Raw genomic sequence first — 17,420 nt, 5'->3', positions numbered from 1 at the left:
CTTCCGGGGCCATGGCGTCACCACCCGTCCACCGCCGGGGGCACACCGGGGGGCGGGGGTGGGGCGAGCCCCACCCCTCCACGAGAGGCGGGCAGTTGTGTCGTGGATCACTTGAAGGGCTCCCACATCCGGCGACTTCGTGGGGTATCCTCGGCGACTCGGTCTCCAGGTAGTCAAATTTGAGGAATGCGTTGTCGCTCTCGCACGGACCCGATGATTCCGCCCGCGAACCCGCCCAGGACCTCTCCCCCTCGCCCGAACTCTTCCGGCACTCCGCCGTCTTCCTGCCCGCCGATCCGCCCCGCGCCGGGCGGATCGCCTTCTGGTCACCGGACGGCGAGCCCCTGCCGGATGCCCACGCCGGTCACGCCGGAGACGCGGACGACACCGCGCACCCGGGCCGCGCCGGTCACCCGGGCGACACCGAGATCACCGTCGTCGACGGCGACTCGCTCCAGGCCATGACCGTCGCCGCCCGCACCCTGTCCGTACGGGACGCCCTGCCGTTCCTCGCCCGCGCCCGGTTCTCGGACGCCGCCTCCCCCGCGACCGCGTTCTGGGGTGCCGCGTCCCTGTTCGCCCTGGACCTCGTCGCGCGCGGCCTGCTGCTGCCCGGCCTCACGCCCGGCGACCACGACGCGTGGCGCGTCGGACCGCTCGGCCCGGAGGAACTGGCCGAACTCCGCACGCTCGCCGCGTCGATGCCGCCCGTCGCGCACGCCGTACCCCTGTCCGCCCCCGTACCCCCGACCGACGACGCGCCTCTGTCCGACGACGAACCAGTACTGCTGTTGCCCGAGCCCGAGGCGCTGCTGCGTGCCTTCGCCGACGCGGTGGCCGACACGCTGCCCCGTACCCCGGCGGCCCCACTGGCCGCCGGCGGGCCCGCCTTCGCGGCCGAAGCACCGCAGACCGTTCCCGAACAGCGGGCATGGGCCGCCGACGTGGCGGCCGTGCACGACGCCGGCGTCCGGCTCTCGCTCCGGCTCGAACTGCCCGGCTTCACCACGGAATCCCGGGAGGCGCCCGCCTTCCGCGCGGTGCTCCAGCTGCACGGGGTCGCCGATCCTGCCCTGGTCGCGGACGCGGCGGAGGTGTGGGCGGGATCCGGCCGCGCCGGGGCCGCGTTCGGGCCCCGGGCCCGGATGGACGCCCTCCTGGCCCTCCGGCGTGCCGCCCGCGCCTGGCCTCCGCTGTCCCCGCTCCTGTCGGCCGCCGTGCCCGACACGGTCGAACTCGCCGACGAGGAGGTCGCGGAGCTCCTGGGCCCGGCGGCCACGGCCCTCGCGGCGGCGGGCGTCCAGGTCCACTGGCCGCGTGAGCCGGCCGACCGGCTCACCGCCCGCGCGGTGATCGGCCCGGAGGGAACAGAAGGCGGCGCCGGGGACCCCGGGCGCGGGGACGACGTCGGTCTCGGTGCCGGGGGCTCCGTACTCCGTGACGGCCTCGGCCTCGGCATGGACGTCACGGGCGCCGCGAACCCCGCCGACACCACCAGCGGCGCCCGCGCCTCCGCGCTGCCCTCCTTCCTCGCGGCCGACTCCCTGCTCGCCTTCAACTGGCGCTTCGCCATGGGCGACCACGAGCTCACCCGGGCCGAGCTCGACCGGCTCGCCGAGGCGGGACGGCCGCTCGTACGGCTGCGCGACCGCTGGGTCCTCGTCGATCCGGCCGAGGTGCGCCGGGCCAGGGCCCAGCAGGACCGCAAGGTCACACCGGTGGACGCCCTCTCGGCCGTCCTCACCGGCACGACCGAGGTCGACGGGCGCCCCGTCGAAGTGGCCGCGACGGGCTGGCTGGAGCGCCTGCGGGAGCGGCTCGCCGAACCCGAGGGCGGCCGCCCGGAGATCTCGCAGCCGGCGGCGCTCGCCGCGACCCTGCGCGACTACCAGCTGCGCGGACTCGACTGGCTCCACCGGATGACCTCGCTCGGCCTCGGCGGCTGTCTCGCCGACGACATGGGACTCGGCAAGACGATCACGGTCATCGCCCTGCATCTGCACCGGCAGACCGACCCGGCGTCCGCCGGGCCGACCCTCGTCGTCTGCCCGACCTCGCTCATGGGCAACTGGCAGCGGGAGATCGAGAAGTTCGCGCCCGGCACTCCGGTGCGCCGTTTCCACGGCGCGGCCCGTGACCTGGAGGAGCTCGCCGACGGCGGCTTCGTGCTCACCACGTACGGCACCATGCGGCTGGACGCCGAGCGGCTCGCCGCCCGGAACTGGGGGCTCGTCGTCGCCGACGAGGCACAGCACGTCAAGAACCCGTACTCGGCGACGGCCCGTCAGCTGCGGACCATCGGGGCACGCGCACGCGTGGCGCTGTCCGGCACGCCGGTGGAGAACAACCTCTCCGAGCTGTGGGCGATCCTCGACTGGACCACGCCTGGGCTCCTCGGCGGTCTGGGCGCCTTCCGGACCCGGTTCGCCGCCGCCGTCGAGGACGGGCGGGACCCGGCCGCCGCCGCGCGGCTCGCCGCCCTCGTGCGCCCCTTCCTGCTGCGCCGGCGCAAGTCCGATCCCGGGATCGCCCCCGAGCTGCCGCCGAAGACCGAGACCGACCGGACCGTCTCCCTCACGCCCGAACAGACCGGTCTGTACGAGGCGGTGGTGCGGGAGACCCTCGCGGCGATCGCCGAAGCCGACGGCATGGAGCGCCGCGGCCTCGTCGTGAAGCTCCTGACGGGACTCAAGCAGATCTGCAACCACCCCGCCCAGTACCTCAAGGAGGAGCGGCCGAGGATCGAGGGCCGCTCGGGCAAGCTGGAGCTGCTCGACGAACTCCTCGACACGATCCTCGCCGAGGGCGCGTGCACCCTGGTCTTCACCCAGTACGTGGGGATGGCCCGGCTCCTGGAGGCGCATCTCGCGGCGCGGGGCGTGCGGACGCAGTTCCTCCACGGCGGCACGCCGGTCGCCGAACGGGAGGCGATGGTCGCCCGCTTCCAGAGCGGGGACGTCCCGGTCTTCCTCCTCTCCCTGAAGGCCGCCGGTACGGGGCTCAACCTGACCCGCGCCGAACACGTCGTGCACTACGACCGCTGGTGGAACCCGGCCGTGGAGGCACAGGCCACCGACCGCGCGTACCGGATCGGGCAGGACCGGCCGGTGCAGGTCCACCGGCTCATCGCCGAGGGCACGATCGAGGACCGGATCGCCGCGATGCTCGACCGCAAGCGCGAGCTGGCGGACACCGTCCTCGGAACCGGCGGGGGCGCCCCGCCGGAGCTGACCGAACTGACCGATGCCGAACTGGCCGAGCTGGTGCGACTGCGAGGGGACGGACGATGAGCGAGTACGGACAAGGGCGCGGCCACGGGCACGGGGACGACGAGCGGACCTTCGAGGCGCTGCCGCCGGCGCACGGCGGCGGGTTCACCCGCACCTGGTGGGGACGGGCATGGCTGAAGGCCCTGGAGGACACGGCGCTCGACGGGCAGCAGCTCAAGGCGGGACGGCGGCACGCGCGCGCGGGGGCGGTGGGCGCCGTCTCGGTGCGGCCCGGCCGGATCACCGCGGTGGTCAAGGACCACGACGGCACGGCGTACCGCGGCGACGTGCTGGTGCGGGAGTTCTCGGAGGAGCAGTGGGAACGGCTCCTCGACCTCGCCGTGGACAGCGCGGGTCACATCGCCGCGCTCCTCGACCGCGAGATGCCGCCGCACCTGGTGGAGGACGCGGCGGCCGCCGGGCTCGACCTGCTGCCGGGCATCGGGGACCTCGACGCGGAGTGCGGCTGCGAGGCCTGGGACCACTGTCCGCACACGGCGGCGCTCTGCTACCAGGTCGCCCGCCTCCTCGACGAGGACCCGTTCGTGCTCCTCCTGATGCGCGGGCGGGGCGAGCGCACCCTTCTGGAGCAGCTGCAGGCGCGCAGTACGGCACGGGCCGCCGCGCCGTCCGCGCGGGGCGGGGCGCAGACCGGCGGCGCGCCGGGCGGCGGGCTCGGAGAGGCCGGCGGGATGCCCGGCGTGTCGGCCGAGGAGGCGTTCGCGGCGGGTTTCCTCGTGGCGCCGCTGCCCGCCCCTCCGGTCGCCCCGGCCGTGCCGGGTCGGCCGCCGTCCCTGGACACGGACACGCCGCCGGAGCCGGGGGTCGACCCTGCGGCCCTGGAGTTCCTCGCGGCCGACGCGGCGGCACTCGCGCACCGGCTGCTCGGCGAGTTGACGGGTGGCGGGGACGGGAGCGCTCCGGACGGGGCGGGCCTGCCGCGTCCGCCCCGCCTGACGGTCGCCCAGGACGCGGTACGGCTCTCGGCGGGCGCCCCCGCTCCCTCGATCGCGGCGCGGCTCGCCGGCGGCTCGGGCAGGTCGCGGGCTGAGCTGGAGCCGGCCACGCGCGCGTGGCGGTTCGGCGGCGCCGCCGCCCTCGCCGTACTGGACGAGGAGTGGACACCGGACGCCGAGGCACTGGAACGGGCCGCGGTCCGGCTCACCGAGGCGTGGGCGGAGGATGATCGCCCGGCGCTGCGGCGCGCGGGCGGCGCGCGGTGGACGGCCGTGGGAGCCGACGCGCAACTGCGGCTCGGCGAGGACGGGCGCTGGTGGCCGTACGTGAAGGCCGGGGTCCGCTGGTCCCCGGCCGGCCCGTCGGACCGTGACCCGGCGGCGGCTCTGGCGACGGCGTTCGCCGCCGGTGCCGGTGAAGCCGGTGCCCCCGGGCCCGGTGCTATTGGAGCGGATGGCTGAGCGTGCCGCTGGTGACGGCCAGGCTGCAGGCGACGGTGTCCTCGCCGAGGAGGAAGCTCGTCCGGTACGGGTACTGCACGAAGGTCGTCCAGCGCGTGCCGAGCGGCTGCCGGGCGGCCTTACGGCGAAGCGGTTCGCGGCAGAGCACGGTGGCCGCCTCGCGTACCGCCTCATCGGTGGCGAAGGTGCCGACCAGACGGGGGCGGACGACGAGTTCGCCCTGGTGCGGCGTGTCGCAGCGCCGCCGGAGGGCGGTGCCGGGCGCGTCGCGGTCCATGTCGAAGCAGTCGCCGACGCGCAGCGCCTCGTAGGAGACGGGTCGCTCGGGCGCCGGAGCGCCCGTCGGCCTGCCGGACGGGGTGGCGCCGGTGGCGGGGTCGGTGCTCCGGGAGCGGGAAGGGGCCGGTGACGTACTGCCCTGTGGTTGCCCGGCCCGGTCTCCGGCTGCCGTCCGCTTCGGCGTGGCGCTCGTCGGCGTGGGGTTCGTGGACGTTCCGGCGCTCGGCGTGTCGGCCGTCCCCGCTCCGGCCGTCGGGGTGGGGACGGCCTGTCCCGTCTCGCCGGTGACGACGGGGGCCGGCGTGCCGGCCGCGTCCCCGCCCGGTGGGCCGTCGGCGAGTCCGCCACCTGCCGTCCCGCCCTGTGCGGTCAGGAAGGCGCCGGCCACCAGGGCGGCCGTGAGCAGCGGAACGAGCGGCACACCGAACCAGCGGGCGCGCCGCGCCGCCGGCCCCGGCCGGGCCGCGCCGAGCCGCACGAAACGGGCCGACCACGCGGACTCGGCACCGGTCGCGAGGCGCTCGACCGTGAGGGACTCGACCGTGAGGGACTCGATCGGACGACGTTCGGCGGAGTCGGGTGCGATCGATGCGGCTGCGCTCGATCCGATCGGGTTCGGACTCGTCGGAGAGCCCGTGTCCGTGGGACCTGTGGCGGGGGGATCCGTGACAGTGGGATCCGTACCGAGGGAAGTCGAAGGGCCCGTATCGGCATCGGTGGGACCGGGCGGGCCCGGGCGGCCCGGTTCGGGCTGCGGAGTGGCGGTCGGCGGGTGGGACACAGGGACCAGATTCGCCGTTCGGCGGCGGCGCGGCCAGCTTTCACCGGCCGCCGGCCTCGACCTGTACAGAATCGTGACGATCGCCGACCGCGCGCGCTCGCGCCCCCGCCGCTCCCCCGTCACCGCCGCCGCCCGGTCACAGCCGCCTACAGGCCGAGCTGGCGCTCCGCGCCCTCGACCGTCTGGGCGAGGAGCACGGCGATGGTCATGGGGCCGACACCACCGGGCACCGGGGTGATGAGGGAGGCACGCTCGGCGGCCGACGCGAAGTCGACGTCGCCGATGTTGCCCGGGTTGTAGCCGGCGTCGATGACGACGGCGCCCGGCTTGATGTCCTCGCCCCTGATGAAGTTCGGCTTCCCGACGGCGGCGACGAGGACGTCGGCCTCACGGACCACCGAGGAGAGGTCCTGGGTGCGGGAGTGACAGTAGGTGACGGTGGCGTCGCGGCCGAGGAGGAGCAGCCCGGCCGGCTTGCCCAGGATGGCGCTGCGACCCACGACGACCGCGCGCTTGCCGCTGAGTTCGACGTCGTAGGCGTCGAGGAGGCGCATGATGCCGCCGGGCGTGCAGGAGACGAAGCCGGGCAGGCCGAAGCCCATGGCGGCGAAGGAGGCCATGGTGACGCCGTCGACGTCCTTCTCGGGGGCGATGGCCTCGAAGGCGGCGCGCTCGTCGATGTGGGGGCCGACCGGGTGCTGGAGCAGGATGCCGTGGACCTCGGGGTCCTCGGACAGGGCGGTGATGGCGGCGACGAGCTCCTCGGTCGTCGTCTCGGCGGGCAGTTCGACGTGCTTGGAGCGGATTCCGGCCTTCGCGCAGCGGTTCTGCTTCATCTTCACGTACGTGACGGAGGCCGGGTCCGCGCCGACCAGGACGGTCGCGAGGCACGGCGTGACGCCGGTGCGGCGGGTGATCTCGGCGGCTCGGGCGGCGGTCTCCTCGACCGTACGGCGGGCGAGGGCCGTGCCGTCCATGAGGGTGGCGGTGCTGGTGGACATGGAAACTCCTGGGCGTCGTCTCTGACCGGTGGTTCGCCCAGGCGCACGGCATCGGCACGGTCGCGCCGCTGCGGCACGCTCCGCCGGGCCGCTCCCCGGTGGTGATCCACCTCAAGCGCCAGTCACGGCCCGGACCCCACTCTACGTGAGCGGTCGGGGGCCGGTCCCGGACAGGGTGCGCATGCCGTGGTGCGAGGTGGCTTGTCGGGTGCCCGCGGGCGCACCACGATGAGCGCGACGGGCCGGGACGACCTCGACGAGGAGGCCGAGTTGAGCGATGTGTGGGTGGCCGCGGAGCCACGGCCGGAACGGGCACCGGCGGCGGATCCGGGAGCGGAAGCCTCTCCCCGCCCGAAGGCGGGCCGGGGTGCGACGACCGCCCGGGGTGCGACAACCACCCGGGGCGCATCGGCAGACCGGGGCACGAGCACCGGCCGAAGCACCGACGGACGCACGGGCACCGGCCCGGGCGCGGACGCCCACCCAGGCACGGACGCCGACCTGCCCGCCCGGGAGGCCCGCCCGCTGGTGGCCGCGTCCTGGCGCCGGTCCGTACGCGCGCGCGTGAGCCCTGACGGGGCGGCGCGGGTGGAACTGGACGAGGACGAGCTCGCCGCGTGCCGGGAGGCCCACCCCCTCTCCGCGGCGATGCCGGTGATCCGGGAGCTGATGGGGGCGTACGCGACGGACGGCGAGCATCTTCTCGCGGTCTGCGACGCCGCCGGACGCATGCTGTGGGTCGAAGGGCACCCGGGCACCCTGCGCAAGGCCCGGGGGATGAACTTCGTCGCCGGGGCCCGCTGGTCGGAGGCGGCGGCCGGGACGAACGCGCCGGGCACGGCCCTGGCCGTGGACCGGCCGGTGCAGGTCGTCGCCGCCGAGCACTTCCGGCGTCCGGTGCGGGCGTGGACCTGCGCAGCGGCCCCCGTGCACGACCCGCACAGCGGGCGGGTGATCGGCGCGGTCGACATCACCGGCGGGGAGCGGCTCGCGCACCCGCACAGCCTCGGCTTCGTCCAGGCGGTGGCCCGCGCGGCCGAGTCCCAGCTGGCCCTGCTCGGACCGGCCCCGGACCCGGAGCGGATCAGGCTGTCGGCACTCGGCCGGGACGGGGCAGTGCTCTCGGTGGGCGGGCGGCGGCTGCGGCTGAGCCGCCGTCACAGCGAGATCCTGGTGGTCCTCGCGCACCGACCGGAGGGGGTGGGCGGCGACGAGCTCCTCACCCTCCTGTACGAGGACGGGTCGGTCACGCCGGTGACGCTGCGGGCGGAACTGTCCCGGCTGCGCGCGCTGCTCGGCCCCGACGTGCTGCGATCGCGGCCGTACCGGCTCGCCGCGCCCGTGGACGCGGACTTCGCGACGGTCGACCGGAGGCTCGCCTCGGGGGCCGTCGCGGCGGCTGCCGGGGAGTACGCGGGCCCGCTGCTCCCCGCGTCGACCGCGCCCGGGGTGGTACGGCTGCGGGAGCGGCTCGCGGACCGGCTGCGGGCGGCGCTGGTGGACCGGGGCGATCCCGGGCTGCTCGCCGACTGGGCGTACAGCGCGTGGGGCGAGGACGACGTGGTGGTCTGGCGGGCGCTGTGCGCGGCGACACCGGCGCCGCAGCTTCCTCCCGTACGGGCGAGGCTCGACTCTCTGGAGGCGGAACTGTCCGCCGGTGCAACGGACTTGCAACGTACGGTTCACCACACTCGGGCGTGAGCGCCGGCCAGGGACGGCCGGCGCGTCCGAGGGAGGCCATGCCCATGACCCGTTACGCCGCACCCGGTACCGAGGGCGCGCTCATGTCGTACCAGGCCCGCTACGACCACTGGATCGGCGGTGAGTACGTCGCTCCGGCGGGCGGCCGCTACTTCGAGAACCCCAGCCCGGTCGACGGCCGTCCCTTCACGGAGGTCGCGCGCGGCACCGCCGAGGACGTGGAACGCGCCCTCGACGCGGCGCACGCGGCGGCCCCGGCGTGGGGACGGACGGCGCCGGCGGAGCGGGCGGCCGTCCTGCTGCGGATCGCGGACCGCATGGAGAGGAACCTGGAGGCGCTCGCGGTCGCCGAGAGCTGGGACAACGGCAAGCCCGTGCGGGAGACGCTCGCCGCGGACATCCCGCTCGCGATCGACCACTTCCGCTACTTCGCGGGGGCGCTGCGGGCCCAGGAGGGCGCGCTGAGCGAGATCGACGACGACACCGTGGCGTACCACTTCCACGAGCCGCTGGGCGTCGTCGCGCAGATCATCCCGTGGAACTTCCCGATCCTGATGGCGGTCTGGAAGCTGGCCCCGGCGCTGGCCGCGGGCAACGCGGTGGTCCTCAAGCCGGCCGAACAGACCCCGGCCTCGGTGCACTTCTGGCTGAGCCTGGTCGCGGACCTGCTGCCGCCGGGCGTCCTGAACGTCGTCAACGGCTTCGGGGAGGAGGCCGGCAAGCCGCTGGCATCCAGCCCGCGCGTGGCGAAGATCGCCTTCACGGGCGAGACGTCGACCGGCCGACTGATCATGGAGTACGCCTCGCGGAACCTGAAGCCCGTCACGCTCGAACTCGGCGGCAAGTCACCGAACATCTTCTTCGACGACGTGTGGGCGGCGGACGACGACTTCCGCGACAAGGCCCTCGAAGGCTTCACGATGTTCGCCCTCAACCAGGGCGAGGTCTGCACCTGCCCCTCGCGCGCCCTCGTCCAGCGCGGCCACTACGCCGACTTCCTGGAAGCGGCGATCGCCCGCACGGAGAAGATCGTCCCGGGCCACCCCCTGGACACGGACACGATGATCGGCGCGCAGGCCTCCGCCGACCAGCTCCGCAAGATCCTCTCCTACCTGGAGATCGGCCAGAAGGAGGGCGCGAAGATCCTGACGGGTGGACAGATCATCGAGCACGGCGGCGAGTTGGCGGGCGGCTACTACGTACAGCCGACCGTCTTCGAGGGCGACAACCGCATGCGGATCTTCCAGGAGGAGATCTTCGGCCCGGTGGTGGCGGTGACCTCCTTCACCGACTTCGACGACGCGATCCGCACGGCCAACGACACGCTCTACGGCCTCGGCGCCGGCGTCTGGACCCGTGACACGAACACCGCCTACCGCGCGGGCCGCGCGATCCAGGCGGGCCGCGTCTGGACGAACTGCTACCACGCCTACCCGGCCCACAGTGCTTTCGGAGGCTATAAGCAGTCGGGCATCGGCCGAGAGACCCACAAGATGATGCTGGAGCACTACCAGCAGACCAAGAACCTCCTGGTCTCGTACTCGCCGAAGAGGCTCGGCTTCTTCTGACCGTCCCGGCGAGGCGCGCCCGGAGCACCTGCTCGAGCTAACGGGGCAACAACTGCATGTATCTAGTGATTTGAGTTAGAGATTCGTCGGCAGTAGGCGGCGACTTCGTCGAGGATCTCGTCGGCCGTCTTCGTCCAGACGAACGGTCTGGGGTGCTCGCTCCAGTCGGCGAGCCAGGCCCGAATGTCGCGCTCAAGGGCCTGAACTGAGCGGTGGACGCCGCGCTTGAGCTTCTTCTGAATCAGCTCGGCGAACCACCGCTCGACCAGGTTCAGCCAGGACGCGCTGGTCGGCGTGAAGTGTAGGCGGAACCGGGGGTGGGCCAGCAGCCGGCGCTTAATGTCGGTCGCGTAGTTGTCCAGGATCAGATGAACCTGTAGATCGGCCGGGACTTCCCTGTCGAGCTTCGCGAGGAACTTCTTGAACTCCGCTGCCCGGTGGCGGCGGTGCAGGGAGCCGATCACCTTGCCGGTGGCGACCTCAGGGCAGCGAAAGGAATAGTCGTGCCGGCCCGGACGTAGTCGTGGCTGCGGCGTTCGGGAACGCCCGGCATCATCGGCAGGACCGGCTGGGATCGGTCCAGGGCCTGGATCTGTGACTTCTCGTCCACGCAGAGATCAGGGCCTTCTCCGGCGGGTCGAGATACAGCCCGACGACGTCGCGGACCTTGTCGATGAACAGCGGGTCCGTCGACAGCTTGAACGTCTGCGACCGGTGCGGCGCCAGGGCGAACGCACGCCAGATCCGAGAGACCGTCGACTGCGACATTCCCGTCGCCGCGGCCATCGACCTGATCGACCAGTGGGTCGCGTTCTTCGGCGCCTCCTCAAGCTTCTTGACGATGACCCGCTCGACATCAGCGTCGGTGATCTTCCGCGGGACACCGGGCCGCGGGTCGTCACACAAGCCGTCCAGGCGCCGCTCGATGAAGCGCCGCCGCCAGGTGCGGAGGGTGTCCGGAGCGATCCGCAGCCGCCGGGACACCTCCGTGATCGAGTGGCCTTCAGCGCACTCCAGCACAATCCGCGACCGCAGGGCCCAGAGCCTGAGCCGTCGTACGGCGACGCAACCAGCCCTCCAGCACCGCCCGCTGGGCATCAATGACCGACAACAGCGGAATCTTCGGACCTTGGACGACTCATGCCCAAAAAAGGCGAATCTTCGACTCAGGTCACTAGAGCTACCTTGGCTGTTGGAGCGTACCAATGTCGGTGACCCGCGCCAGCCACAGTGGACCTAACCGGTGCGGGGCGGCCAATACAGCGCTTCCCCTGCGGCCTTGACCCAATCGGAGTGCGGCCCGCCATGGCCGAGCGCTACCGCAGCAAGAGGCGTAGAGCCCGACCACGCAAGGGACGCGGGGTCAAGCGGGGCGCCGCCGCGCGGTCGCCGTGACCCGGTGGCTGTCGCGGGCCACGGCGGCCGTTGCTCACGGCGCCGCCCCGGAGAGCGTCAGCGAGGCAGGCTGCCCGGGTCGGTCGCCCAGCCGGTGTCGGCCCGGTCGCTCACCACGAAGGAGAGCGAGCCGCCCCGGCGCACGAGCGAGGCATCCACCCATGACGACGCGTGGGGCGCGCCGTCCAGGGTCACCGACCGCACGTACGGGGTGGTGCGGGAGGCGTGGGGTGCGTCGATGGTGATCTCGGCGCGGTCCCCCGCGGCGGCGATGACGGCGACGGGGAAGACCGGGGTGCCGAGGAGCAGGTCGCCCGAGCCCGGTGCCTTCGGATAGATGCCGAGCGTGGCGAAGACGTACCACGCCGACATCGTGCCCAGGTCGTCATTGCCGGGGAGACCTGCGGGGCCCGTTCCGTACACGGTGTCGACGATCTGGCGCACGGTCTCCTGGGTCTTCCACGGCCGGCCGAGCGCGTTGTAGAGCCAAGGGGCGTGGATGCCGGGCTCGTTGGTGGGGTCGTAGCGCAGCGCGTCGCCCCCGCGGACGGACCAGGAGCCGTCAGGCTTGTGGAAGAAGGCGTCCAGGCGGGTCGCTGCCTTCTCCGAGCCGCCCATGGCGGTGGCGAGTCCCTGGACGTCCTGGGGCACCATCCACAGGTAGGTGGCGGCGCTGCCCTGGGCGAAGCCGTGTTGGGAAGCCGGGTCGAAGGGGGTCACCCAGGAGCCGTCCGCGTTGCGGGCCTGGATGTAGCCGGCGTCCGCGGTGGCGGCGGGGTTGAACACGTTCTTCCAGTAGCCGCCGCGTTCGCTGAGCACCCGGTGCCCTTCTTCGTGGCCCAGTTGCTGTGCCCACTGCGCGAGGGCCGCGTCGGCGACGGAGGCCTCCAGCGTCTCGGCGGCGCCGCCCCAGCAGTAGCACTGGTCCTGCGGGGCGTAGCGCAGCTGCTTGTACGCGGTGAGGTTGGGGCGTGCGGCCTCGCACTGGCCGGGGCAGCCCGCGTAGGAGAGTTCGGAGGGGTGCGGCACGGTGGCCTGGCGGTAGAGGGAGGCGAAGGCGCCCTGGACGTCGAAGTTGCGCACCCCCATGGCGTAGAAGGTCGCCAGGGTCGCCGCCGAGGGATCGCCGGTCATCACATGGGTGGCTCCGCTGACGTGCACCCAGCGGTCCCAGACGCCGCCGTTCTGCTGCGCGAAGTTGTACAGCGACTGGGCGAAGTCGCCCGCCACGCGCGGCTGGAGCAGGGCGAGCAACTGCACTTGGGCACGGTACTGGTCCCAGCCTGAGAAGTTGCTGTACTGCGCCGCCTGGCCGTCGGCGAGCCGGTGGACCTTTCGGTCCATGCCCACGTAGCGACCGTCCCGGTCGCTGATCACGTTGGGCTGCTGGAGGGAATGGTAGAGCGCGGTGTAGAAGGCGGTGAGACGGTCCTCGTCGCCGCCTCCGACCCGGACCTTCCTGAGGATCTGGTCCCAGGACCTGCGGCCGGCCTGCGCCACGTCCTCGACGCCGGCGGCCGGGGCGATCTCGGTTCGCAGGTTCTCCTCGGCTCCGGCCAGAGAGACGTAAGAGATGCCGAGCCGCATGTGGACGACCGGGTCGGCCGACGTGTCGAAGGAGACGTAGCCTCCGGAGCCGCGGCCGGCCCGGCTCGCGCCGGTCAGATAGCCCTCGCCGCCGCTGGCACTGGTGGCCCCCGGGTTCAGCTCTCCGTCGTGCCACGTGCCCACGGTGGAGAGGGGGCGGTCGAAGGTGGCGCTGAAGTGCAGGCGGTAGTAGCTCTTGCGGTTGTTGTTGGGGGTACCGCCGTTGGCACGCCGGCCGCAGAATGCGCCGGTCTCCACCCAGCCGGTGACCTTCTGTCGCGCGGTGTCGATGTCGACGTGCGCGTCCTCGCTGCCGTTGAGGGAGTTGGAGACCCGGAAGAGCAGGTTGGCGGGCCGGTCCTGGGGGAAGGTGAAGTCGGCGACGCCGGCCCGCTTCGTGACGGCGAGGTCGGTGGTGACGCCCGAGTCGAGGCTCACCCGGTAGCGGCCGGGCTCAGCCTTCTCGTCGGCGTGCGAGAAGTTCGCGGCGTATGTGGCGTCCTTGGTGTCGGCGGTCGGCGACGAGTCCACGTCCCCGACGAAGGGCATGATCGGCACGTCGCCCGCCGCGCCCGGGTGGCAGCCCGCGCCGTTGACGTGGGTGAGGGAGAAGCCGCGCAGCCGGGTGGTGTTGTACGAGTAGCCGTTGGAGGCGGCGGTGTTGGTCTGGTCACCCGCGGTGCTGGTCGGCGACCAGCCGATCATCCCGAACGGCATTGTGGCACCAGGGTAGGTGTTGCCGCCGTTGGCGGTACCGATCAGCGGGTCCACGTACGCGACGGGGTTCCGGACAAGGGGTGCCGGGACGGAGGCCGCGCTCGCCGCGGGACTGCCGAGTAACGGGAGGAGCAGCCCGACCGAGACCAGGGCTGCTCCGAGACCGGTCGCCGGACGGCCCTCTCGTCTTCTTCGGATTCTTCGGAGCGCGTTCATGATGGAGCACTTCCTTTCCACGTGTTGGTCCTGCCCGGGCTCTGGCGTCCCGGTGGCTTGGGGTGTCGTGTCGATCAGGCCGGGGCGAGTCCGGCCGTGGCGGAAACACCGTTCCCCCGCCCTTGACCGCAGCGTCTCGCCCGCGGACGCGTAGACGGCGCGGCCGGCCCGAGGCCCGCCGCGCGCCCTTCCGAGGCGCTGAGGCACAGAAGGGGCTGAGGACAGCGGTGTGAGAGTGCGCGGCGCCTCTCCTCGTACGAGTACGAGGCGGGAGGGCCGGAAGTCGTCGACGGGGGCCGGGTAGACGTGCTCCCCAGTGGCCGCGTCGGGTAGGACGGTGACAGCACGGGGCGGATGCATGGCGAAGTGGACGGCCTTCAGGAGTTCGGGCGCGTCCACGTGCTTCTTCGTCAGCCCGCAGCTCAGGACGTTGTCGGAACGTGCCGTGATCTCCACGCCGAGGCCGTACAGATACACGTGGACAACGCCTGACTTACGATGTCCACGGGACTGGCACCTCCGAGGTCGACCCCGATGAGCGAGGTCAACTCCGGTCGGCCCGCGAGGTCGTCGAGGAGCGTCGTGACCACGGCCGTCATCTCCTCGGCCGAGCCGTGTGCCGGCGTGGCGCACTGCGCCCGAGCCGACAGGCGGCGGTGTTCGACGGGCCCTCCAGCGATCTCGGTGCCGCCGATGTCGAGTGGTCCGTGCACGGGTGCTTCCATTCTGTCGCTCGGTACTCCGGTACGTGGGCGCATGAGTGCGCTTCGGGGCGGTACGGGGGTCATAGGGTGCTGCGGCACGAACGCCCGGAGGACCGGGGCGTGACGTGGGGTCACTTGGTGAGCGGAGACGGCCTCGGGTCGCCTGCGCAGGCCTCGGCCGCATTCTGCTCGGCCACGATGCCCGGAGCCAGGAGAGAGGACGCAACGCCCTGGGAAACGTTGTCGTACGACTCCGTGTCATTGATGCGCGACTTGTCGCCCTTCTGGCGTGGGGTGACCCTGGCGACGATCTCGGCGACGAACTTGCAGATGTCCTTGTGAGGGTGGAGTACTACTCGCCCACCATGATCGACTTCACCCACTCGGCCTCGGAGCCCAGGTCGACGGGGAAGCCTCGATTGGCCAGGTCCGTTCCCGTTCGCCGACAGAGCCGACGCATTCCGGCAGGAACGGCGGAGCTGCTTTCTGACCGCCCTCCGGTCTGACGCCACCCCGCACCTAGTCCCGGTGGGCGTCACGTTCGTCACGGCCCTCAGCGCGCTGCCGATTCCGTGGAGCGGCGGCACGCTGATCAGGTGTCGCCGTCGGTCGCCTCCACCTCCAGGACCAGGCACTGCGCCGGGTCGAGCAGCGGGGCAGCCAGGCCCAGGTCCGCGAGGACGGCGCCCCGGGCGCGGATCACGCCGTGGGTGATCCAGGGGACGGCGGTGCTGGGGTGGGACTGGGTGAAGGGGAACTCCGGGCGGACGGTGACGGTGTAGGAGAGGCCCGGGTCGAGGCCGGGCAGGCGGAGGCGGAGTGGGACGGAGTCCGTCGACGCCGTGAGCTGGGCGAGGGTGAACAGGGCGTGTCGGCGGTCCTCGGAGACGACGCCGTGGAGCCAGGCGGCGGGGTCCGGGTGGTCGGCGTGGACGGTGGTGCCGGTGTGGAGGAGGTGGCGGAGGCGCTTGTGGAGTCGTACCCAGGCCGTCAGTTGGGCGAGTTCATCGTCGAGACAACGGGTGAGGTCCCATTCGATGCCGGCGTGGCCGTACAGGGCGGTCGCGAGGCGGGTGGAGAGGGAGGTGACGCGTCCGGTGGTGTGGGCGCGGGCCTCGCCGACGTGGCAGCCCATGAGCTCCGGAGGGACGAGCAGGCCGGTCCAGCGCTGGATGGCCTGGCGTTCGAGCGGGTCGTTGGTGTCGGAGGCCCAGACGCGGTCGGTGCGTTCCAGGATGCCGTAGTCGATGCGCGCGCCGCCCGAGGAGCAGGACTCGATCTCCAGGCCGGGGTGCCGGTCGCGGAGTTCGTCGAGGAGCCGGTAGACGGCTGCCGTCTGGGCGTGGACGCCTGCGACCCCGTCGTGGACCGCTTCCAGCAGGTCACGGTTGTGGTCCCACTTGAGGTAGGCGATGCCGTACTCGTCGATGAGCGCGTGGAGGCGGGCGGCGATGTGGGCGTACGCGTCGGGGTTGGCCAGGTCGAGGACCTGCTGGTTCCGGGCGGCCAGGGCGGGGCGGCCCGGGGTGGTGAGCAGCCAGTCGGGGTGGGCGCGGGCGAGGTCGGAGTCGGGGTTGGCCATTTCCGGCTCGACCCAGAGGCCGAACTGCATGCCGAGTTCCCGCACCCGGTCGACGAGCGGGTGCAGCCCGTCGGGCCACACCTGTGTGTCGACGGTCCAATCGCCGAGGCCGGCGGTGTCGTCGCGGCGTCCGGCGAACCAGCCGTCGTCGAGGACGAAGCGTTCGACGCCGACGGCGGCGGCGCGTTCGGCGAGGTCGGTGAGGGTGTCGAGGCGGTGGTCGAAGTAGACCGCCTCCCAGGTGTTGAGCGTCACGGGCCGTGGCGTACGGGGATGGCCGGAGCGTGCACGAAGGTGCCGGTGCAGGCGGTCGGACAGGCCGTCGAGTCCGGCGTCGGACCAGGCGAAGTAGGTCCAGGGAGTGCGGTGGGTCTCGCCTTGGCCGAGGCGGATCTCGCCGGGGCCGAGCAGTTCGCCGCCGCCGAGGACGGGGCCGCGTTCGGGGACGCGTTCGGCGTAGTGGAGGTGGTTGCCGCTCCAGCCGGTGTGGACAGCCCACACCTGGCCGTGCCGGAAGCCGAATCCGGTCTGTCCGACGGCGAGGAGGCCGGTGGCGTCGTGGCCGGTGCGGCCGCGGCGGGACTCGCGCAGGGTCAGTCCGTGGTGGAGCGGTCCGCGCTGGGGGCGGCGTTCGTTCGCCCAGCGGCCGGTGAAGTCGAGGACTTCGGTGGCCTGGTCGCCGGCCGGCAGAAGGCAGGCGGCGGAGTCGAGGGTGAAGGTGCCGGGGCCGTCGTTGCCAACGGTGTGGCGGATCCGGATGACGCCGAAGGCGTCCATCTCGACATCCGTGCGGACAGTCACTCCCGCGTCCGGGTCGGCTGCGGCGATCCGGAGGTGGCCTCCCCCGCCGTGCGTGGGGACGCAGACCACGGGATCGGTGAGGCGCAGGCGCAGGTGGGGGTGGGCGCCGTCGCGGTGGCCGGTGATGCCGGGGCGTCCGGTCCAGCCGTCGGCCTGGTGCGGGACAAGCCGCAGGGGCACGGGCTGGTCGACGGAGGCCACGGGCCATCCCGGGGTGAGGGCGAGCAGCAACTCCTGGGGATCGCCCAGCTCGCCCGGGTCGGCGCCCCAGTGCAGGACGGCGGGGAGGTGGGGGCCCGAGGTGTCGAGGACCAGGGCGGACCCGGCCGCGGCGAGCACGGCCAGGTCCTGGTGGTGGTGCGGGGTCATGAGTGCGTTGTCTCCGGTGGGGTCGCCCGGGG

The 17,420-nt window shown here is 73.0% G+C and carries 8 protein-coding genes, 1 pseudogene and 1 riboswitch; of the genes and pseudogenes, 4 read left to right on the top strand and 5 right to left on the bottom strand.

Annotation, left to right across the window (positions count from 1 at the left end; translation table 11 throughout):
* Positions 1-191: 191 nt before the first annotated feature.
* Together BLW86_RS36675 and BLW86_RS36670 are read left to right on the top strand one after the other, a co-directional pair.
* Positions 192-3,290, top strand: a complete 3,099-nt coding sequence (locus BLW86_RS36675; RefSeq protein WP_371129649.1) for a DEAD/DEAH box helicase — start codon at positions 192-194, stop codon at positions 3,288-3,290.
* Positions 3,287-4,687, top strand: a complete 1,401-nt coding sequence (locus BLW86_RS36670; RefSeq protein ID WP_093878010.1) for an SWIM zinc finger family protein — start codon at positions 3,287-3,289, stop codon at positions 4,685-4,687. The genes BLW86_RS36675 and BLW86_RS36670 overlap by 4 nt, the downstream gene beginning before the upstream one ends.
* Here BLW86_RS36670 and BLW86_RS36665 read toward each other — a convergent pair.
* Both BLW86_RS36665 and BLW86_RS36660 read right to left on the bottom strand, forming a co-directional pair.
* Entirely contained in the window at positions 4,668-5,444 is a 777-nt protein-coding gene (locus BLW86_RS36665; RefSeq protein WP_093878009.1) for a hypothetical protein, read from the bottom strand. The two genes, BLW86_RS36670 and BLW86_RS36665, sit on opposite strands and share 20 nt — an antisense overlap.
* Positions 5,445-5,893: 449 nt before the next feature.
* Positions 5,894-6,748, bottom strand: a complete 855-nt coding sequence (locus BLW86_RS36660; RefSeq protein ID WP_093878008.1) for a bifunctional 5,10-methylenetetrahydrofolate dehydrogenase/5,10-methenyltetrahydrofolate cyclohydrolase — start codon at positions 6,746-6,748, stop codon at positions 5,894-5,896.
* 28 nt (positions 6,749-6,776) lie between these two features.
* A riboswitch (ZMP/ZTP riboswitch) is annotated at positions 6,777-6,884 on the bottom strand.
* 65 nt (positions 6,885-6,949) lie between these two features.
* Between BLW86_RS36660 and BLW86_RS36655 the strand changes: the two genes are divergently transcribed.
* A complete protein-coding gene (locus tag BLW86_RS36655; protein ID WP_256341565.1) occupies positions 6,950-8,449 on the top strand; it encodes a GAF domain-containing protein in 1,500 nt (499 codons plus the stop codon).
* Between the two features lie 44 nt (positions 8,450-8,493).
* Complete coding sequence (locus BLW86_RS36650) at positions 8,494-10,017, top strand: acetaldehyde dehydrogenase ExaC (protein WP_093878007.1); 1,524 nt, start codon at positions 8,494-8,496, stop codon at positions 10,015-10,017.
* 62 nt (positions 10,018-10,079) lie between these two features.
* Here BLW86_RS36650 and BLW86_RS36645 read toward each other — a convergent pair.
* From BLW86_RS36645 to BLW86_RS36620, 3 genes and pseudogenes are all read right to left on the bottom strand, one after another.
* Positions 10,080-11,137, bottom strand: a pseudogene (locus tag BLW86_RS36645) (IS630 family transposase).
* A gap of 332 nt (positions 11,138-11,469) precedes the next feature.
* Positions 11,470-13,932 (bottom strand): GH92 family glycosyl hydrolase, encoded by a 2,463-nt coding sequence (locus BLW86_RS36640; protein ID WP_093878006.1) that lies wholly within the window; start codon positions 13,930-13,932, stop codon positions 11,470-11,472.
* 1,296 nt (positions 13,933-15,228) lie between these two features.
* Positions 15,229-17,388, bottom strand: a complete 2,160-nt coding sequence (locus tag BLW86_RS36620; RefSeq protein ID WP_093878003.1) for an alpha-galactosidase — start codon at positions 17,386-17,388, stop codon at positions 15,229-15,231.
* Positions 17,389-17,420 lie beyond the last annotated feature (32 nt).

The sequence above is a fragment of the Streptomyces sp. TLI_105 genome (genome assembly GCF_900105415.1).
Classification (GTDB): Bacteria; Actinomycetota; Actinomycetes; order Streptomycetales; family Streptomycetaceae; genus Streptomyces.
Note: the sequence above shows the minus strand (reverse complement) of the source record. Positions and strands in the feature narration are given on the sequence as shown.

Bases quoted from the DNA above. Each gene is read 5' to 3' on its own strand.
- BLW86_RS36640 (WP_093878006.1), bottom strand. From the start codon at position 13,932: ATGAACGCGCTCCGAAGAATCCGAAGAAGACGAGAGGGCCGTCCGGCG.
- BLW86_RS36650 (WP_093878007.1), top strand. From the start codon at position 8,494: ATGACCCGTTACGCCGCACCCGGTACCGAGGGCGCGCTCATGTCGTAC.
- BLW86_RS36670 (WP_093878010.1), top strand. From the start codon at position 3,287: ATGAGCGAGTACGGACAAGGGCGCGGCCACGGGCACGGGGACGACGAG.
- BLW86_RS36660 (WP_093878008.1), bottom strand. From the start codon at position 6,748: ATGTCCACCAGCACCGCCACCCTCATGGACGGCACGGCCCTCGCCCGC.
- BLW86_RS36620 (WP_093878003.1), bottom strand. From the start codon at position 17,388: ATGACCCCGCACCACCACCAGGACCTGGCCGTGCTCGCCGCGGCCGGG.